Origin of the sequence: Pediococcus damnosus (assembly GCF_001437255.1) — a bacterium.
GTDB lineage: Bacteria > Bacillota > Bacilli > Lactobacillales > Lactobacillaceae > Pediococcus > Pediococcus damnosus.
In genome coordinates this window covers 13,137-33,808 of sequence record NZ_JQBD01000015.1, presented here as the reverse complement: position 1 = coordinate 33,808, position 20,672 = coordinate 13,137, and the positions used below count along the sequence as shown (strand labels likewise).

Below are 20,672 nucleotides of genomic sequence, written 5' to 3'. Positions count from 1 at the left end.
CACCTAGGAAAACTTGACACATACAATTATATTCAACAATGGAAGAAAATTGGATTACGTGTAAAATTAACAAATGGTCGTTTATTGGATATGAATAATTTCTATGAAAAAGTTCAAGCAAACTCAAGTGACATTGATATGTTTGAAGCTGCATGGTCACTTTCAAGTGAGCCATCTCCAGCTGATTTATTTAATGAAAATGCGCCATATAATATGGGTCGGTTTGTCACGAAAGAAAATACTAAACTTTTGAATAATATCGATTCTCAAAAGGCGTTTAATACTAATTATCGTGTAAAAGCCTTTAAAAAATGGCAGGAATATATGAACAAGGAAGCAGCATATGTTCCAGAAAACACTGTTTTAAATTGGTATCCTGTTAATAATCGAGTAAAGAATTTCTATCTTACAGGAAATTCAACTGTTGCAAACGGTTTGCAAACAAACTGGTCTAAAGTTCAAGTCACATCTAACAGCTTGTCGAAATAATTAGCCAACCCCTAAATGAAGGCTGTTAGATGAGTATCAAAATAATCCACCAGAAATTAACTTGATTTCTGGTGGATTTTTTTTGCGCAGATTTTTGTAACAAAAAACACTTTAACCAGTAAAGTGTTTAGAATTGTGCCGATTAAACTGAATGGTGGTTATGTAAATAGATAAGCAAAGCCAACATCAAAATGCCAGTAAGCACTAAGGAGGCTACCCATGACAGTGATCCGGTTACCAATGGCAGATGCATATTCATGCCATAAAAGCCACTAACAATTGGTGGTACAGCTAACAAGAGAGACCAGATTGTGAGAAAACGCATAATATCGTTTAAATTATTATTGATTAAACGATCATAGGTACTGCTTAATTGGTCGACACTTTCTGAAATTAAACCGATCATCCGACTAGCTTGGTTAGTTTCCAATTGAATATTGTGAAGCTTACGATTACAAGTTTTGTCAAAAGATACGTTTGTGTCTTTTGAAATAGATTTAATGTCAGAAAAGCAGTCTGAGTTTTCTTGAATTGCCGAACGTAAGTAAATAGCGTCTTGGTTAATCAATGTAAGTTCGTTCAAATGTTTCATACGACTTTTAGCAGTTAGATTACTTTGAATTTGGTCAGCCCGATATTCCAGTTTAGTGACGCGGCCAATATATTTACGGATGATTGGCAGAAGCAAATCTAAAACAAAAGCCATTCGTTTATCAAAGCTTTTGGTACGTAGATCAGCAATGGTGTCATTGACGAAACGCATTTCAGTACTCGAAAAAATGAATAGTTTTTTGTTGAAGAAAATAACAGATATTGGTTCAGAATGTGCACTGCCCTTTAAAGGAGCCCAGAAAACCAGGAGTGCATACTGATTGTCATCATCAATTTCGATTCAGGCAGGTTCGTCTTTGTCATCCACGTACTCCAAAATTAGTGAAGGCAAATTAAAGTCTTCAACTAGTTGCTTTTTATCGTCGTCACTGCAATCTTGAATAAGCGTTAAATCAAATTTATGTTGCTGATCAGTTGCATAGGTTTTAATCAAAGCTAAATCTCCCCATCCTAATTTTCGTTTTTGTAATGATGTCTACAATAATAGTACACTGGAAAGCCAAGCAAAACAAAAATAAAGGAAAAAGCAACGCCAACCAAATCAGATTGGATTTCGCTCACAATGACGAAAAGGGATCCCAAAATGGCAATGATTGGGGTGATTGGAAATAATGGGGTACTAAACGGCCGTTTCAAGTGCGGTTCTCGTTTACGTAGGATAAATGCACCAACGAAGGTCATTACGTAGAAACAATAGACAGTGAAAATACATAGCTCTGAAAGCCGATCGGCATTAAAAAACAGAATCATAATTGCTGAGATTGTAACGGTTGTGATGACAGAAACAACAGGAGTTTGCGTTTTACGATTTAAATAAGAAAGCTGTTTGGCAAACGGGAGCTCGTGATCACGTGCCATGGCATACATGATTCGTGGGAACGTCATGATTTTACCATTCATGCAGCCAACAATTGAAATGATAATGCCAATACTTAGAATTTTACCGCCGATGGTCCCGAAATCTTTATCAGCCATATAAGGGATGGCGCCGATGCCAAGTTTATGAATTAATTCAGCAGGCATACTCCGGAAAACACCAAAAGTGACTAACATATAAATTACCAGCACTAAGGAGATTCCGAACGTAATTGCTTGTGGAAGCCGTTTTTCAGGATTTTTAATTTCATCACCAAGATTGGCTACTAAAATCCAACCATCAAAGGCAAATAGGGTGGCTAGGATTGCTACTCCAAAGTTACCAGCAGATTGATGGACAGTGGTAAAGCTTTGCGAAAAGGCATTTTCTTTACCAAAGAAGAGGCCAAATCCGATTAAAGCAATGACCGGAACCAGTTTACAGATGGTTGTTATGATGGCAAAACTTGCGCCATACCGGTTAGATAATAAGTTTAAACAAGCAACGAGGACAACGGTAATAAGGGCAATCGGAACGGTCCACGAATGCGGCATATTGAAAAAATCAACCAATAAAATTCCGAGGTAGGCAGCAAGAGAAGCAATCATTGCGGGACCGTAGATGATGATTTGCATCCAACCGGCTAAAAATCCCCAAACTTTGCCGTAGATTTTTTCCATATAGTAGTAAAGACCGCCAGTTTTTGGCATTTGGGAGGCAATTTCAGCAATGGTGAGACCAGCGGTTAAGGTAATGATGCCACCTGCAAGCCAGGCTAACATGGCATTAGTGGTGGAACCAGCGTCATCCAAAACGGCTGCTTGGCGGACAAAGATTCCAGAGCCAATAATGGTCCCAATGACGAGTGCCAGTGCGGACCAGAGTCCCAGTGAGCGATTCAGTGTAACCTCGTCTTTTTCATTATTCATTAAGAATACCTCCCCAAAATTAATTTATGTAATATTGTAACGTAAATATATGATAGGAACAACTAGTAAACGCTTTCGACAGTTAGCATTTAACACAGTTAAGCGAGTAATTTTAAATTCAAACAAAGATTATGTTGAATACTCCCCAGTATCAAACTGATTAATTTATTTGGCGGAATCATTTGGAAAATAAACGACTAAGTGAAATCTAAAATGAATATAATAACGTAAAACTTGGCAATTATGAATAAACATTCAAATATATGTTGATATATTCAATAAAGATGTATATAATAACTCTTGTTAAGAATAACAAGGGAGAAAAGCCATGAAAAATCATAAAAATTTAAAAATTTCAGTAATTGGAGCATTAATTGCCGTAACGTTAGCAGGATGTGGCAATAAAAAGGAAAGTCAAAAAGAAATTGTGAATATGTCCACAGGAACTGAAATCACGAGTCTGGATTCATCCACAGCAATTGATGATACGAGTTTAACGCAGATATCGAATTCTAATGAAGGATTATATCGAATCGGTAACAACAGTAAAATTTTACCTGGTATTGCAACTCATTCAACGGAGTCAAAAGATGGTAAGAAGTATGTATTTACGCTGAGAAAAAATGCCAAGTGGAGTAACGGAGACAAAGTGACTGCTCAAGATTTTGTGTATGCTTGGCAACGAACGGTCAATCCTAAAACAGCCTCTGAGTTTGCGTACTTGTACTCGGGGATTCATAATGCTGATAAAATTTCATCTGGGAAAGCACCGGTAAAAACTCTGGGGATTAAGGCGAACGGTAAATACAAACTAACTGTGACTTTAGATACGCCAATCCCTTATTTTAAATTATTGATGGGTTTTCCTAGTTTCTTCCCACAAAATCAAAAGGTGGTTGAAAAATACGGTAGTAAGTACGGATCAACTTCAAAAGATATGGTTTATAACGGACCGTTTGTGCAAAAGGGATGGACAGGAAGCAATCTGAGTTGGAAGATGGTTAAAAATCCTAATTATTGGGATAAAAGTCATGTGAAACTTAGTCAAATGAATTTTCAGACCATTAAGGATTCAACAACCGGATTGAATTTATATAATAGTAAAAAACTGGATGAAACAACCCTAACTGGAAGTCAGGTAGCGCAATATAAGACAAACAAGAACTTTGTGAGTCGAAAACTTGCCCAGACATCTTACGTAGAATTCAATCAAACTAAGAACTCGAGTTTAAAAAATAAAAAAATTCGTCAAGCACTTTCATTATCAATAAATCGAGATCAATTAACAGGAAAGGTCCTTGCAGACGGATCTGAATCTGCAAAAGGCTTCGTTTCAAGCGGTTTAATGAAAAATCCTAAAACTGGTCAAGATTTCTCGGCACAGGCAGAGGTACCTTCAGCTGTTTCTTATAATTTGCCAAAAGCTAAAAAATTAATGGCGGAAGGTTTAAAAGAAGAGGGTAAAAAGACCCTAACCTTAAATTTATTAAATAACGATAGTGATGTGGGTAAAAAAGCCTCAGAGTTTCTTCAATCGGATTGGGAAAAGTTACCAGGGGTAAAGATTACATTAACAAATATTCCTTACAAGTCATTTTTAACTGATGAGAAAAATAAAAAATTTGATGTGGCTTTATCTGGATGGGCAGCCGATTTTTCTGATCCAATCTCGTTTCTTCAAATTTTAACTTCTGGAAATGCCCAGAATAATGGCGGTTGGAAGAATGCTGATTATGATAAGGCAATTAACAAAGCCGATACGACTGATGCAACTAATCCTGAAAAACGGTTTGCAGATATGGTGCAGGCCGAAAAGATTTTAATGCAGGATCAGGGGGTAGCCCCAATTTATCAAAGTACCCAGGCCCAACTTTGGAATCAAAATGTCAAAGGTTTGGTGCATAATTCGGCAGGAATCTATTACGATTACAAGAACTTAACTGTTAAAAAGTAATCTGTTGGCAAAATAAAAATCGTTATCTTCCTATAAAGGCAGGTAACGATTTTTTTGTGAGTCTGTAATTATGAAAATTTATTTTTAATCTTCAACTGGTTCTACAAGATATTTATGGAAACGTTGATAATCATCACTACTTAGCTCGGTTACAATTTCTGTACCGGTTTCTTTGTAGTCGGTTTTTAATACATTGGTATGTTGATTAAGATAGTCGACAATTTGTCCCTGATCAAACGGGATCAGGAAGGTGGCTTCTCGATAGCCTGTAAAGACTTTTTGCTTAATCATATTGGTTAAGAGGATGAGTGACTTTTTGTCTTTAGCAGAATAAGTGATTTCTTCATTGCCCTCAAGAGTTGGAAATTCGACATCAGCCACGTCAGCTTTGTTGAAAGCCACGATCATTGGGGCCTTAGTAACACCGACTTCTTGTAAGGTTTCGTTGGTTGTTTGAATCATTTCGCGAAAGTGAGGATCAGAAACATCCACTACTTGAACTAAAAGATCAGCCTGGGCCGCTTCTGCCAAAGTGGAACGGAAGGCCTTAATAAGTTGATGAGGCAAGTTACTGACAAAACCAACCGTATCGCTTAGCAAGAGCTGTTTTTGATCAGGAAAAGTTAGTTTTCGAACACTTGTATCTAATGTAGCAAACAACATGTTTTTTTCGAATACTTGTTTTTCGTCACTTTCACCATACAACCGAACAAGACCGTTCATCGTTGTTGATTTACCAGCATTTGTATAACCTACTAGAGCGACACTAGGAAGACCTGTCTGGTCACGTTTTTGTCTTTGAACGGCACTAGAGGTGGTCATTTCTTTTAACTCATGATTCAAATTATTAATTCTTTGTTGAATTGTGCGCCGATTCATTTCCAGCTTGGTTTCACCAGCACCACGGTTGGTATACCCACCACCTGCGTCACCCGCTGACTGTTGATCAAGGCGTTGTGAAGAACTGGTTCGTAATCTAGGCATTTGATAATTTAACTTGGCAATTTCAACTTGGAGCTTTGCTTCTCTGGATTTAGCGCGATTAGCAAAGATTTCTAGAATTAAACCAGTTCGGTCAATCACATCCAGTTTTGATTCTTTTTCTAAGTTTCTAATTTGGCTTGGTGAAAGTTCAGCATTTACAACAAGGGTGTGAACATTGATGCTTTCGCCGAGTTCATGAAGCTCAACCACCTTACCACTACCAAAGTAAGTAGCGGCGTTGGGACGGTCTAATTTTTGAATAACAGTTTCGGCTGCTTCCATATTATTTGCTTCAACTAAGGCTGCTAACTCTTGCATGGCATAATCCATGTCTTGGTTAGGCAACTCTAAACCTGCAATAATGACTTTTTCTGTCATAAGGACACCTCGAATTCTTTAATGCCTTCAGTATAGCATAGCGACGCGGTGTGCTTAAGCAATAGCAACCTTGATAATCAAAACTAAGTCAGCAGAGAAAGAAATTACTTATTAAATGATTAATGAGAGTCACATTAAATGTAATCTTTGTAACATTAATAATGATATGTCTTTATTTCAGGTGATGGAAAGGCTTTAATAAGAAACACATAAGTAATGGTTAAAATTAAATTAGTAAATTCTGTTGTATTTAATATTCGTTTAACCTATAATAAAGTCGCTTTTGAAAAACGGTAGTAAAAAAGCAAAAAAATGCTAGAAAGAAAGTCGAATTGGATGAAAGCAAAATCAGTAATTAAGTTAGGTGCGGTTGCTTTAGCTTCCACATTTGTATTGGCCGCATGTGGGTCAAAGAGTAGTAGTTCGTCAAGTGACAAATCAGTAAACTTTATGGAGTCTTCCGAGATTCCAACGATGGATACATCAAAAGTAACTGATGTTGTTGGCATGACTCAGTTGTCAAACTCTGAAGAAGGTATTTATCGGTTAGGCAAAAATAGTTCTGTACATAATGCCTTGGCAACCAAAACAAAAGAATCTAAAGATGGTAAGACATGGACTTTCACACTTCGTAAGAACGCAAAATGGAGTAATGGGGATCCGGTTACTGCCCAAGATTTCGTTTATTCTTGGAAACGCACAGTAAATCCCAAGACGGCTTCTGAATATGCTTATCTATTTTCTGGAATTAAGAATGCTGATAAAATTGCAGCTAACAAGGTTAATTACAAACAGTTAGGAATTAAAGCTGATGGCAAATATAAGCTTACTGTTACGTTGGATCGACCAATTCCATACTTTAAGTTATTAATGGGATTCTGTATCTTCTTCCCACAAGACCAAAAAGTTGTTGAAAAATACGGATCTAAATACGGAACAGCTTCTAATAAATTAGTTTACGATGGTCCTTACAAACAAGTTGGCTGGACTGGTACGAACTTGAAATGGAAACTTGTTAAAAACCCAGAGTACTGGAACAAAAAGAACGTGAAGATGGACACCCTCAACTATCAAGTTGTTAAGGATACATCAACGGCTTTGAACCTATATAATAGTAAGAAGTTGGATGTCACAACAATTACTGGAGATCAAGTTGCACAATACAAGAACAACAAGAATTACGTTTTGCGTAAGGAAGCTTCGACCTTCTATCTTCAATTGAACGAAAAGAAGGATAAGTACTTCAAGAACAAGAAGATCCGTCAAGCGATCTCAATGGCCATTGATCGTAAACAGTTAACTGGAAAAGTTCTTGCTGATGGTTCACAGAATCCTTTAGGCTATGTTTCAACAGGATTAGCTAAGAATCCTAAGACTGGTCAAGACTTTGCTAAAGAAGCCGAAGTCAAACCAGCTGTTACTCAAAACCTTACTCAAGCTAAGAAATTATTGAAGGAAGGCTTGAAAGAAGAAGGCATGTCCAATCTGAAGTTTACTTTAATGGCTGATGATACGGATGCTGGTAAATCTACTAACGAATTCTTACAATCACAAATCGAAAAATTAGGCAGCAATGTTAAAGTCACTGTTCAAAACATTCCATTTAAGACTCGTTTAAGTGATTCTAGTGATGGTAAATTTGATGCCGTTGTTACTGGATGGGTCGCTGATTTTTCTGATCCAATTTCATTCTTGCAGTTGTTTGTAACTGGCAACGCACAGAATAATGGTGACTGGAGTAATAAACAATACGATAAGTTGATCAAAGCTTCGAATACGACTGATGCCACAAATCCTGACAAGCGTTGGAGTGATTTGGTTCAGGCTGAAAAAGTCTTGATGAATGATCAAGCGATCGTACCGCTTTATCAACAGGCTAATTCACAATTGTGGAGCAGCAAAGTCAAAGGTGTTATCTATAACACTGCTGGCAACAACTTTGATTACTCAAAACTTTATATTAAAAAGTAGTCAAAATCGACAATCTTTAAAAACGTTGAAAGTTTAATACTTTCAACGTTTTTTTGTCGATAAAAATCTTTATTCAAAGGCAGAAAGTACGAAAAAGGCTTGGACTACCGATGTTAAATTTAGGTTAATTTACCGTTCTACGGTTCCCTTGGCCTGGAACGGGGTGCGAGTTCTTGCGGCTATCTTTGCCACAAGAATCGACACCGTTACGTGTAATGGCGGGCACGATTTGAAGCCAAACAGGTTACTTGTCTTCAAACTCGATCTTTATCTAAGCAAAAGTCGCTAAGATAAATTTTACCCCTGAGGCCAAAACGCCTTCGAACTGAAGAAGTCGTTGTCTGCAGATAGCTCAATGACTGCTTCCATAACAACTTTTGTGCTAAATATAATTAGTTTTAATACCTGATTAAGTCTGGAAGCAAATGGGCCCAGTAGTGTCATTTATCTTAACGGTTTTCGTTTAGATAAAGGCCGAGCTTAGAGACGTGTACTTCGGCTCTAAGTCGTGCCCACTACGTTCCGGCCCAGATTTGCCGGAAGACGGCATTTTTAATCTGGTTTTGTTACCATGAACGTTTTTATCAAGCAATTGGATGCAATTTTGCCCTTTCAACCTTTAAATCTTTATCGTTAGTTAAATGAGTAAAAAATTAAATAATTAAGGCGTTTAACATAAAATGGCTGTGCACTGATATAGTGGGATGTATGCAGTAAAATTACGAATTAAAAATATAAAGAATTAAAAACAAATTAATTTATTGTGTTGAATTTAATTTGTTTTTAATGTACAATAATAACAATTCGTGAAATGCACAAACATCAAGTAATTAAAAATTACTTAACAAATTAAGGGGAGATGTCGTTTATGAATGTGAAATCAGTAGTAAAGTTAGGAGCCGTTGCATTGGCTTCAACATTTGTCCTAGCTGCATGTGGGTCAAAAAGTGATAGTACCTCGTCAAACAAAAAGTCTGTTAGTTTTATGGTAGCGTCTGAAATTCCTACCATGGATACTTCTAAAGTTACTGACACGATTGGCTTAACACAGTTAGCTAATACTGAAGAAGGTCTTTATCGTTTAGGTAAAAACAGTTCTGTTCATAATGCTTTAGCCACTAAGACTAAAGTTTCCAAAGATGAGAAAACATATACCTTTACGCTTCGTAAAGGAGCTAAGTGGAGTAACGGGGATAAAGTAACCGCTAAAGATTTTGTTTATTCTTGGCAACGCACGGTTAATCCCAAGACGGCGTCTGAATATGCATACCTCTTCTCAGGAATTAAAAATGCAGATAAAATCATGGCCGGTAAAGCCAATTACAAAACTTTAGGCATTAAGGCTGATGGTGATTACAAATTAACTGTTACTTTGGATCGTCCCGTTCCTTACTTTAAGTTGTTAATGGGATTTGCAATCTTCTTCCCACAAAACCAAAACGCTGTTGAAAAGTATGGTTCTAAATACGGAACAGCTTCAGATAAATTAGTTTACAATGGTCCTTACAAATCTGTTGGCTGGACTGGAACTAACTTAAACTGGAAGCTTGAAAAAAATGACAGCTACTGGAATAAAAAGAACGTGAAGATGGACACAATTAAGTATCAGGTTGTCAAAGATTCATCAACAGCTTTGAACCTATACAATAGTAAGAAGCTTGATGTTACGACAATTACTGGTAGCCAAGTTGCGCAATACAAAAACAACAAAGACTACAAGTTACGTAAGGAAGCTTCAACCTTCTATCTTCAATTGAATGAAAAGAAAGACAAGTACTTTAAGAACAAGAAGATTCGTCAAGCAATTTCAATGTCTATTGATCGTAGCCAATTGACAGGTAAGGTTCTTGCTGATGGCTCTCAAAATCCACTGGGTTATGTTTCATCTGGATTAGCAGAGAATCCTAAGACTGGTGAGGACTTTGCTAAAGAAGCAGAAGTTAAGTCAGCCGTTACGCAAAACTTACCTGAAGCTAAGAAGTTATTGCAGGAAGGCTTAAAAGAAGAGGGAATGTCTAAGCTTGAATTCACGTTGATGGCTGATGATACACCAGCTGGTAAGTCAACAAATGAATTCTTGCAGTCCCAGATTGAAAAATTGGGCAGTAACGTTAAAGTGAATGTTCAAAACATTCCATTCAAAACCCGTTTGTCAAACTCAACAGATGGTAAGTTCGATGCAGTTGTTACCGGATGGGGTGCTGACTTTGCTGATCCAATCTCATTCTTGCAGCTCTTTGTAACCGGTGGATCAAACAATAATGGTTCATGGAGCAATAAAGAGTATGACAATTTGATCAAGGCTTCTAACACGACTGATGCTAACAACAAAGAAAAACGTTGGTCTGACTTGGTTAAGGCTGAAAAGATTCTTATGAACGAACAAGGGATCGTACCAATCTATCAACAAGCCCAATCACAACTTTGGAACTCAAAGGTAAAGGGTGAAGTTTACAATACTTCTGGTATTAACTTTGATTACTCAGGTCTTTACTTGGCAAAATAAATTTACAATATTATAAGGGGAAAGAGTTTTAGGACTCTTTTCCCTTATTCTTTTCACAAATGTGATCTTTCTAAGAATTCGTAACGGATACCACCGCTTTATGGGCTAATTTTAAATAATTTCATGAGCAAAAATGAGCATTTTTTAAAATGTAACATAAACCGGATACATGCAGCAATGGTGCTGGATCATTGTGTATGTAATTTGATTAATATGGTTCTTATCGGTAACAAAATTAGAGAGAACGATTGAATTTAATCTTCTTCTAATATATAATAAGAACAACTTTTGTTAAGAAAGTACATATTGATGAAATTCGTTAAGATTTCACGAAGGGGTTGGATAAATAATTATGAATGTTAGATCAGCAGTAAAGGTTGGAGCCGTCGCGCTAGCTTCAACATTAGTTTTGGCTGCCTGTGGATCCAAAAACAGCAGTTCGTCGAAAAAAACAGTTAACTTTGAAGAAAGTGCTGAAATTTCGACAATGGATCAATCGAAGGTTACCGATGTAGTTGGATTTACACAGTTAGGAAATACCCAAGAAGGTCTTTACCGACTAGGTAAAAAGAGCAAGGTTACTAATGCTCTTGCAACCAACACGAAGGAATCTAAAGATGGTAAGACTTGGACCTTTACACTTCGTAAGAATGCTAAGTGGAGTAATGGCGATCCTGTTACCGCAAAAGATTTTGTTTATGGTTGGCAACGGACAGTAAATCCTAAGACAGCTTCTGAATACGCATACTTGTTCTCCGGAATTAAGAATGCCGACAAGATCTCGTCTGGTAAAGTGAACTACAAGCAGTTAGGCGTTAAGGCTGACGGCAAGTATAAATTAGTTGTTACGCTAGATCGACCAATTGCCTACTTCAAGCTATTGATGGGCTTCCCAACATTCTATCCACAGAATCAAAAAGCTGTTGAAAAGTATGGTTCTAAGTACGGAACAGCTTCTGATAAATTAGTTTACGATGGTCCATACAAACAAGTTGGTTGGACTGGCACAAACTTAAATTGGAAACTTGAGAAAAATAATAATTATTGGGATAAAAAGAATGTGAAGATGGATACCATTAATTATCAGGTTGTCAAAGATGCAAGTACTGGTTTGAACTTGTATAATAGTAAAAAACTTGATGTTGCCAACATTACTGGTAACCAAGTTGCCCAATACAAGAACAACAAGGATTACGTTTTACGGAAACAATCATCAATGTTCTATCTTCAATATAATATGAAGAAAGAAAAAGTATTCCGTAACGCTAAGATTCGAAAAGCTATCTCAATGTCAATCAACCGAAACCAATTAACTGGTAAAGTTCTTGCCGATGGTTCAACCAATCCAAAGGGACTCGTTTCATCTGGTTTAGCAAGCAATCCTAAGACTGGTACAGACTTTGCAACTGAAGCTGAAGTTAAGCCTGCTGTTACACAAAACTTGACGGAAGCTAAGAAGTTAATGGCTGAAGGACTTAAAGAAGAAGGCAAATCAAACTTAACATTTACACTTCTTGGTGATGATACAGCTTCAACAAAGCAAATCACTGAATTCTTACAGTCACAAATTGAAAAGCTACCAAATGTGAAGGTCAACTTGCAAAACGTACCATTTAAGACACGTTTGTCAGATTCATCAGATGGTAAGTTCGATGTTGTTCTTTCTGCATGGGGCGCCGACTTCTCTGATCCAATTTCATTCTTACAATTATTTGTAAGCGGAAATGCTCAGAATAATGGTGGATTCAGCAATAAGCAGTATGATGCATTAATCAAGGCTTCTAATACAACTGATGCTACAAATCCTGAAAAACGTTGGGACGATATGGTACAAGCTGAAAAGATTTTGATGAATGACCAAGGAATTGCACCTGTCTTCCAGCAAGCACAATCACAACTTTGGAGTTCTAAGTTGAAGGGTGTTGTTTATAACACTGCTGGTGTCAACTTTGACTATAAAGGTTTGTATTTAACAAAATAATTTTTATAAATAGGCGTTAACTTTGGACAGGAGGGTAAGGGCCCCGTGTAACTGCTGACTCTTACCCCCTTTGTTATAGAGCCAAAGCTGGCTTGGAAGAAAGATTGGGAGGAATATAAATGGCAAAATATTTGTTAAAGCGAATCTTTTACCTGTTCTTAACGCTGTTTCTGATTGCAAGTATCACCTTCTTCTTAATGAAGTTGATGCCAGGAACACCATTGAATAATCAGGCAAAATTATCACCACAGCAGATCAAAATAATTTATGAGCATTATGGATTGAACAAACCGGTTTGGCAGCAATATATAAGTTATATTGTGGATGCAGCACATGGAAACTTTGGGTTATCATATCAATTTAGTGATCAGCCAGTTTCTTACCTGATCTCAAGCCGAATTGGTCCTTCGTTACAATTAGGTGCTCAGGCAATCATTGTGGGTGTCTTCTTTGGAATCATCGTTGGATCTTTAAGTGCCATTCGTAAAAACACATGGATTGATGGTGCTTCAACGTTTATTTCAATTTTAGGAATTTCAATTCCTAGTTTTGTGCTTGCCATTTTGCTTCAGTATTATTTGGGTCTGAAGCTTCAATGGTTCCCAATTGCTGATTGGGGTGGATTCTCGTACACAGTGTTACCAACCTTGGCGTTGGCAGCTTCACCGTTCGCGGAAACTTCGCGGTTTGTCCGGACGGAAATGGTCGATGTTTTGGGAAGCGACTATATTGAGCTGGCAAAGGCAAAAGGGCTAAGCCGAACTGGAATCGTTTGGCATCATGCTTTACGAAATAGTTTAATTCCGTTAGTTACGGTTATTGGTCCTTTAGCAGCAGCAATTATGACTGGATCAATGGTTGTTGAAAACATTTTCTCTGTACCAGGTATTGGGGAACAATTTGTAAAATCTATCTTGGTTAATGATTACCCAACCATCATGGGAGTTACCATGTTATACTCCGCATTACTTTGTGCAATCTTGCTTTTGACTGATATTGTATACGGAATTATTGATCCACGAATCCGAATTTCTGGGAATGAGGGGTAAATAAATGGAAGAAAAAATGAATTTAGCACCGGATGCGTTTGAGCCGGTATCTAAAAAAGATGAACTAGATGATGAAAAAATTGTCGCCCCTTCCCGGACATTTGTTCAGGATGCTTGGCGTCGGTTAAAACAAAATAAGGCTTCTTTCATTGCTTTATGGATCTTGGCTATAATCTTTGTGGTTGCTTTTACATCACCAATTACAGCTTCTCATCCAAATGAATCTAATCCAAACTACGCAAACTTGCCTCCTAAGATTCCCGGTGTAAATATCAACGGGTTGAACGGAACATCTGTAGTTGCTGGTAAACGAGTAGATGCTTACAAACAAAATCATGTTCCAAGCAAAGTTCACTACACATTAGGAACTGATTACTTAGGTCGTTCATTGGCACAACGAATTTTACGAGGAACTTTAGTTTCCTTATTAATTGGTCTTTTTGCCACTTTGATTGATTTGATTGTCGGGGTCGGGTACGGGATTGTTTCGGCCTGGAAGGGTGGTATAACTGATATTGTCATGCAACGGATAATTGAAGTTATTTCATCCGTCCCTAACATCGTTATCATGGTGTTATTCATGCTTGTTTTAAAGGGCGGTATGTTGCCAATTATTTTGGCGATTGCCTTTAATGGGTGGACCACGATGGCCCGGCTGACGCGAGCGCAAACCTTGCAGTTGAAGTCGCAAGAGTATGTGTTAGCGGCGAGGACGTTGGGTGAATCAACCTTTAAAATTGCGATCAAACATTTGTTACCTAACTTATCAAGTGTCATCATTATTCAAACGATGTTCACAATTCCATCCGCTATTTTCTTCGAAGCTTTCTTAAGTTATATCGGAATTGGGATTCAAGCTCCAACTGCTTCGCTAGGAACATTGATTAGTGATGGGCAAAAGAACTTCCAATTTTTACCATATCAAATGTGGTACCCTGCAATTGTGTTATCCGTTATTATGATTGCGTTTAATATTTTGGCTGATGGTTTACGTGATGCGTTTGATCCGCGAACAGCCCGCAGATAGGAGGAAGTTACAATGGAAAATGCAGATGAAAATATTCTAGAAGTAAAAAACTTAACCATTGACTTCCATACCTATGCTGGTACGGTTAAGGCGATTCGCGATGTTTCTTTCCATTTGAAAAAGGGAGAAACGTTAGCCATCGTTGGTGAGTCTGGATCTGGGAAAACTGTCACAACTAAAACCATTATGGGTTTATTGGCAAATAATGCTGAAGTTGTGGAAGGAACAGTAAAATATCACGGTAAAAATGTTCTCGAGATGTCCGAAAAGGAACTCGAAAATATGCGTGGTAAAGATATTGCAGAAATTTTCCAGGATCCAATGACGTCTTTAGATCCAACTATGCGAATTGGTCGACAAATTGCTGAACCTTTACAAATTCATAAGGGCTACAGTCGTGAAAAAGCTAATAAACAGGCGCTAGAAATGCTCAAGTTAGTTGGCATTACCAATGCTGAAGAACGAATTAATGATTATCCTCATCAATTTTCAGGCGGGATGCGGCAACGAATTGTGATTGCCATTGCATTAGTTTGTTATCCAGAGATTTTAATTGCTGATGAACCAACAACTGCTTTGGATGTAACTATCCAAGCACAAATTCTTGATTTGATGAAGGAATTACAAGAAAAAATTTCAACTTCAATTATCTTTATTACCCATGATTTGGGAGTTGTTGCTGGGATGGCTGACCGAGTTGCGGTTATGTATGCTGGTAAAATTGTTGAATATGGAACAGTTGATGAAATTTTCTATAATCCTCAACATCCGTATACATGGGGACTTTTGAACTCAATGCCTACCCTTGATACGCGAAAGGGTAAATTGGAATCCATTCCAGGAACGCCACCAGACTTATTGGATCCACCAACTGGTGATCCATTTGCTGCTCGGAATCCTTATGCAATGAAGATTGATGAACAAAAAGAACCACCATTTTTCAAAGTATCTGATACGCATTATGCTGCAACTTGGCTTTTGCATCCGGATGCACCACATGTAGATCCTCCAGACGCAATTAAACATCGTCAAGAAGTTTATGCTGAGCGCTTGAAGAAGGGTACGATCAATCTTGGTCATATCCATTCAACTGGGAAGACAAGCTTCGGTGCGGACAATGACGATGCAATTGGTGAGTAAAGGAGGCTAATCATGGATACACGAGAAAAGATTCTAGAAGTAAAACATTTAAAACAATATTTTAACGTTGGAAAAAAAGATGAAGTACGTGCCGTCGATGATGTTTCCTTTGACATCTATAAGGGTGAGACCTTTGGTTTAGTTGGTGAGTCTGGTTCAGGGAAGACAACGACTGGACGAGCAATTATTCGTTTACTTGATCCTACTGATGGCCAAGTGATTTTTAATGGCCGTGATGTAGCCTCTCTAAAGAGTAAAAGCGATATGATGAAGTTTAGACGTGAAATGCAGATGATCTTCCAAGATCCATATGCTTCTTTAAATCCACGGATGAAAGTCAAGGATATTGTGGCTGAAGGCATAGATATTCATCATTTGGCCAAGAATGATCAAGACCGGACAAATCAAGTAGAAGACTTACTTGAAACGGTTGGGTTGAATCGTGATCACTCTAGTCGCTATCCAGTTGAGTTCTCTGGTGGTCAGCGACAACGAATTGGGATTGCGCGAGCTTTAGCCGTTCAACCTGACTTTATTATTGCTGACGAACCAATTTCTGCGTTGGATGTTTCCATTCAGGCTCAAGTTGTTAACTTGTTGAAGGATCTTCAAGAAAAAACGGGATTAACTTACCTATTCATTGCACATGATTTATCAATGGTAAAATATATCAGTGATCGAATCGGTGTTATGCATTATGGCAAGATTCTTGAAATTGGTCCGGCTGAAGAAGTTTATAATCATCCTTTACACCTTTATACGAAGAGCTTAGTTTCGGCTGTACCACAGCCCGATCCAGAGTTTGAACGTAATCGTCGCCAGGTTGTTTATGATTCTTCTCCAGAATTTGATGATAAAAAGCGTCAAATGGTAGAGATTACCCCGCAACATTTTGTACGTGCAAGTGAAGATGAGATTGAAACTTACAAAAAACGTGCAACTGAAGAAGGACTAACAGTTCTATAAATTCAAAAATAGCAATGAAATCTAAAATAGATTTCATTGCTATTTTTTTATTTCTAGACCTCATTTTAAACGCTGCTATCGCGAATAATCAAAGAAGTCCCGATCGTTATTTTTCGTGGGACCATGTTACGTTTCTGAAACTGTTCATTTAAAAGTTCAAAGGCAGCTCTGGCCATTGCATTTCGGGAAACGTGCACGGTACTTAAGCTGGGGGTGATATATTGGGCTGACGTAATATCGTTAAAACCAATGACCGATATTTGTTGTGGAATAGCTATTTTATGTTCAGTCAGCGCTCGCATCGCACCGATTGCGATTGAGTCGGAACCAATTAAAAATGCTTTAGGAAGCTTAGCACCTAGTTTGTCAATAATTTTATTCATTTCTTGATAGCCTGCAGCGGCTGTATAGTCCTCCGCCACGAAGAAGTAATCTGGGTTGAAGGTTTTCTTACACTGCAGAAAAGTTTTGGCTAGAAACCCCTGTGGATCATTTTCAAGGGTAATCAGGTGGTGATGGTGTTGTTTTGCAGTTAAAATTCCAATGTCTTTAATGCCAGCCTGCAAGAGATGATTGGTTGTTCTGGCGACTGATGAGGTGAAGTCAGTCACTACACAGTCAACATTATCCAAGAGGGTGTCCGTATTAACGAACACAATTGGTTTGTGTAAGGCACGTAACTTCAAAATGGTTTCCTTATCAAAAAAGCCGACCGCTACAATCCCAATATAAGATTGTTTGGCCAATTCATTCCGTTCATAATCAGTCTGAAAGAAATTTTTAAATCGATAATTGCTATCGGTCAAGTGGTTGTTAACAGCCAAGCGAAGAGACATGAAATACGCATCATCCAGTTCTTCGGATTCTTTATAAGAAAGGACCACGGCAATTGTCCCGTTAGTTTTATGTTTAGTTTTATATTTATCGTATGAAAGCTGTTCAGCAGCTTCAAAAATGTTTTTTTCCGTACTCTGGCTGACTGACAAAGTATCGTCGCCATTGAGCACTCGAGAAACAGTTGACTTTGAAACACCGGCTAAGCGTGCGATATCATTGATAGTTGCGATAAAATCATCTCATTTCGTTAATGCCTTCAATTATATGAGTGTTTAAAAGTTTTATCAAGTTCACCAATGAAAGGGTTTACAAATAATATAATACGTGTAAAATAAGAACTGTAAAAATTAAAAAGTTTACTAAACTTATTAGGAGATGCAATAATTATGAAACTATTATTGATGAGCCACGGCAATATGGCAACTGAGGCGTTGAAAAGTGCAGAGATGATCATGGGACCAATTAAAGATACAGCGGCCGTTGGTTTACAACCAAACCAAGGGCCTGAAGATCTTCAGGCAGCTGCAGAAAAATTTATTTCGGACAATCCCAATCACGAACCAGTCGTTGTCATTGTGGATTTATTGGGTGGCACCCCTTCTAATGTTGTGGTTCGCTTAATCGCTGCTCATCCAGATCTTCAAGTAGTGAGTGGCCTGAACCTACCCATGGTTATTAATTATGGTAACCAAATCATGATGGGCGACGAATTTAGTAAGACTACCATGATGGATGAGGCCAAGGCCGGTGTGATTGATGTTAATGCAAAACTAAATGAATAAATGAGGATAGACAAATGACAGCAAATTATAGTTATTCGCTTCGCTTTACTTTGGATCCAGAAAATTGGGATGCCAAAAAAGAAACGCAATTGCTGGAATTTTGTAAAAAAGGTCGCATTGATGATGTGACTTTTTTTATTAATTCCGAGGAGCTAAATCAAAGCCATCAAACGAGTGACCAGATTCAAGTGTGGTTGGATGCTATTCAACCAGTTGGAAAAGCACTGAAAGAAATGGGTGTCACGACCAGTTTGAATCCGTGGACGACGCTGATGCATAGCGATCGAGGTCGCAAGATTAATCCTAAACTCGGATTTAAAACCATGGTAGATTATCAAGGACGGCAGGCCGAATCGATTGCCTGTCCGGCGGATCCTGTTTGGCAGAAATACATCGTTAATTGTTATCGGCAGTTTGCCAGCATTCATCCCAAAAAGTTATGGTTGGAAGACGATTTTCGGCATTACAATCATACACCACTGAAACTTGGTTGTTTTTGTGATCATCATATGGCAATTTACAACCAAAAATTGGGCAAAGAATTAAGTCGTGAAAAATTTGCTGCAGCAATGCTTCAATCTGGGGAACCAACGCCAGAACGATTGGTTTATTTAGCCGTGGCGAGACAAGAAATGATCGACGTTGCTAAAAAAATTGCCGACGGAGTTGCGGAAGTGTCACCACATACAAAACTTGGATTAATGAGCTCGTTCCCTAATTGGCACGCAGTAGAAGGACGCGACTGGTCAGAACTGTTCACTGAACTTTCAGGTAAGCATCCGCGCTTGAACCGCCCTCATTTACCAGCTTACAACGAAGTCTCATCACTCAAGTATAGTCGTGATTTTGAGGCGTATACGCGCACAACAGCAGCATATGTGGCTGATGGGAACTCTGCAGAATTTAATCCAGAATTAGAAAATTACATGTATTCACCGTTCGTGAAATCGAATCGGTTTACCCAATTTCAATTAGAAAGTACGGTCTTAATTGGTGCTTCAGGAATTATGCTGAATTTGTTTGACATGATGGGCAATGGGATTGACCCGACGTATCACTATGCAGAACTGTTGGCGGAGTCAAAAACATGGTTAAATCACATGAGTGAGAGAAGTACTAGGTTAGATCTTGGCCACCTGGATGGAGTCAAAGTATTGGTAGATCAAGATTCTGCGCAAACAATTCACACAACTCAAGGAAGAGATCCGGCCGAATTATTACCAACTGAAACGAATTGGCTATCTTTATTTGGGAGCCTTGGAATTGCCTGTTTACCAAAGCCATATAGTCATAAAACACAGTATCATGATCAGACCTTGGCCATTAGTGGTCAGTTCTTGCGGAACTTAACAAATACACAAATTACGCAGCTAATCAGTGACAATACAGTCTTTTTGGATGGCCAAAGCGTTGAAATTATCTTGGAGCGGCATTTAGCGAATACATTACTAGGTGTTTCAAACGGAAAATGGCATCAGGTAAGAACTGGCTACCAATCATTTGAGCAGGCCGATGGGCAGACTGTGAATGGTATTGAAAATCCGCGCGTGACAATGCTACAGCACACTGGGAACTATTTACAGTTAACTTATGATCAAAACGCTAAGGTGACGATTATTTCAAACGCTTATAACGAATATCATAAATGTTTAGGCCCAGTTATGACGGTTGTGAACGAGCATACTTTTATTTTACCAATGGACTCTGATCCAAAATATGGCTGGGAGTCACAATATTATTCCATCAAAGAGATTCTCTTCAAACGGTATCTACAAAAGCATTCTCAGGTTGCATTTGTGGTTGAGATGCCGGGAGTCAAACTCGTGACAGAACAAACAATTGGATTTAAAGCCTACTTCTCCAATTTCACAATTGATGATCAGCCAAAAATTAAATTTCATTTTAGTGATCAATACCAATATACGCATTGGATATTGCACGCAAGAATTGGTTCAGATTTAAAAGACATTTCAGTGCAATGCTCATGGGATACTCATGGAATTGGTACGATTGATTATCCGCTGAAAGGATTAGAGACCATTTTGCTAGAAGCAGAAGTTTAGTAAAAAAATAAAAGTTTTTATTGGCTTTTTATGAAAACGCTTTATTATTATAGGTGGTTGGTACCAGTTAAAATTAATCGGGTGCGCACCTGGATTAGTTAAAATATCTGCAATTATTTTTCTTATTAATTTACGGGAGTGGTGAATA

15 protein-coding genes and 1 pseudogene are annotated in these 20,672 nt (G+C 38.0%); 11 read left to right on the top strand and 5 right to left on the bottom strand.

Features of this window, described 5'->3' with window-relative positions:
• Window positions 1–489, top strand: a pseudogene (locus IV84_RS11005) (oligopeptide ABC transporter substrate-binding protein); the annotation flags it as partial.
• 142 nt (window positions 490–631) lie between these two features.
• On the opposite strand, the gene IV84_RS03530 reads toward IV84_RS11005, so the two are convergent.
• The 3 genes from IV84_RS03530 to IV84_RS03525 are packed head-to-tail and all read right to left on the bottom strand — an operon-like array spanning window position 632 to window position 2,886.
• Complete coding sequence (locus IV84_RS03530) at window positions 632–1,375, bottom strand: magnesium transporter CorA family protein (protein WP_338090415.1); 744 nt, start codon at window positions 1,373–1,375, stop codon at window positions 632–634.
• Between the two features lie 6 nt (window positions 1,376–1,381).
• Window positions 1,382–1,534, bottom strand: a complete 153-nt coding sequence (locus IV84_RS10875) for a hypothetical protein (protein ID WP_155515903.1) — start codon at window positions 1,532–1,534, stop codon at window positions 1,382–1,384.
• Window positions 1,535–1,551: 17 nt separating this feature from the next.
• The gene (locus IV84_RS03525) at window positions 1,552–2,886 is read right to left on the bottom strand and encodes an APC family permease (protein ID WP_046871451.1); all 1,335 of its coding nucleotides are present in this window, start codon (window positions 2,884–2,886) and stop codon (window positions 1,552–1,554) included.
• A gap of 328 nt (window positions 2,887–3,214) precedes the next feature.
• Between IV84_RS03525 and IV84_RS03520 the strand changes: the two genes are divergently transcribed.
• Window positions 3,215–4,840, top strand: a complete 1,626-nt coding sequence (locus IV84_RS03520; RefSeq protein ID WP_046871452.1) for a peptide ABC transporter substrate-binding protein — start codon at window positions 3,215–3,217, stop codon at window positions 4,838–4,840.
• Window positions 4,841–4,924: 84 nt separating this feature from the next.
• Here the strand turns inward: IV84_RS03520 and hflX are convergent, their stop codons facing one another.
• Window positions 4,925–6,202, bottom strand: coding sequence for a GTPase HflX (gene hflX, locus IV84_RS03515; RefSeq protein WP_046870864.1), 1,278 nt, complete (start codon window positions 6,200–6,202; stop codon window positions 4,925–4,927).
• A 336-nt stretch (window positions 6,203–6,538) separates the two neighbouring features.
• Here hflX and IV84_RS03510 point away from each other — a divergent pair, with 336 nt between their 5' ends.
• From IV84_RS03510 to IV84_RS03480, 7 genes are all read left to right on the top strand, one after another.
• A complete protein-coding gene (locus IV84_RS03510) occupies window positions 6,539–8,173 on the top strand; it encodes a peptide ABC transporter substrate-binding protein (RefSeq protein ID WP_056986114.1) in 1,635 nt (544 codons plus the stop codon).
• Window positions 8,174–9,041: 868 nt separating this feature from the next.
• A complete protein-coding gene (locus tag IV84_RS03505) occupies window positions 9,042–10,679 on the top strand; it encodes a peptide ABC transporter substrate-binding protein (RefSeq protein ID WP_046870866.1) in 1,638 nt (545 codons plus the stop codon).
• A 352-nt stretch (window positions 10,680–11,031) separates the two neighbouring features.
• Entirely contained in the window at window positions 11,032–12,660 is a 1,629-nt protein-coding gene (locus IV84_RS03500; RefSeq protein WP_046870867.1) for a peptide ABC transporter substrate-binding protein, read from the top strand.
• A 119-nt stretch (window positions 12,661–12,779) separates the two neighbouring features.
• The gene (gene opp3b, locus IV84_RS03495) at window positions 12,780–13,709 is read left to right on the top strand and encodes an oligopeptide ABC transporter permease (protein WP_046870868.1); all 930 of its coding nucleotides are present in this window, start codon (window positions 12,780–12,782) and stop codon (window positions 13,707–13,709) included.
• A gap of 4 nt (window positions 13,710–13,713) precedes the next feature.
• On the top strand, window positions 13,714–14,736 hold the full coding sequence (locus IV84_RS03490) for an ABC transporter permease (protein ID WP_046870869.1): 1,023 nt from the start codon (window positions 13,714–13,716) through the stop codon (window positions 14,734–14,736).
• A gap of 12 nt (window positions 14,737–14,748) precedes the next feature.
• Window positions 14,749–15,876 (top strand): ABC transporter ATP-binding protein, encoded by a 1,128-nt coding sequence (locus IV84_RS03485; RefSeq protein WP_046870870.1) that lies wholly within the window; start codon window positions 14,749–14,751, stop codon window positions 15,874–15,876.
• A gap of 12 nt (window positions 15,877–15,888) precedes the next feature.
• Window positions 15,889–16,842, top strand: coding sequence for an ABC transporter ATP-binding protein (locus IV84_RS03480; RefSeq protein WP_046870871.1), 954 nt, complete (start codon window positions 15,889–15,891; stop codon window positions 16,840–16,842).
• A 65-nt stretch (window positions 16,843–16,907) separates the two neighbouring features.
• On the opposite strand, the gene IV84_RS03475 is transcribed toward IV84_RS03480, so the two are convergent.
• A complete protein-coding gene (locus IV84_RS03475; RefSeq protein ID WP_226996050.1) occupies window positions 16,908–17,891 on the bottom strand; it encodes a LacI family DNA-binding transcriptional regulator in 984 nt (327 codons plus the stop codon).
• A gap of 174 nt (window positions 17,892–18,065) precedes the next feature.
• Between IV84_RS03475 and IV84_RS03470 the strand changes: the two genes are divergently transcribed.
• Together IV84_RS03470 and IV84_RS03465 are read left to right on the top strand one after the other, a co-directional pair.
• On the top strand, window positions 18,066–18,461 hold the full coding sequence (locus IV84_RS03470) for a PTS sugar transporter subunit IIA (protein ID WP_046870873.1): 396 nt from the start codon (window positions 18,066–18,068) through the stop codon (window positions 18,459–18,461).
• A gap of 14 nt (window positions 18,462–18,475) precedes the next feature.
• Complete coding sequence (locus IV84_RS03465; protein WP_046870874.1) at window positions 18,476–20,524, top strand: hypothetical protein; 2,049 nt, start codon at window positions 18,476–18,478, stop codon at window positions 20,522–20,524.
• The last annotated feature ends 148 nt before the right edge of the window (window positions 20,525–20,672 follow it).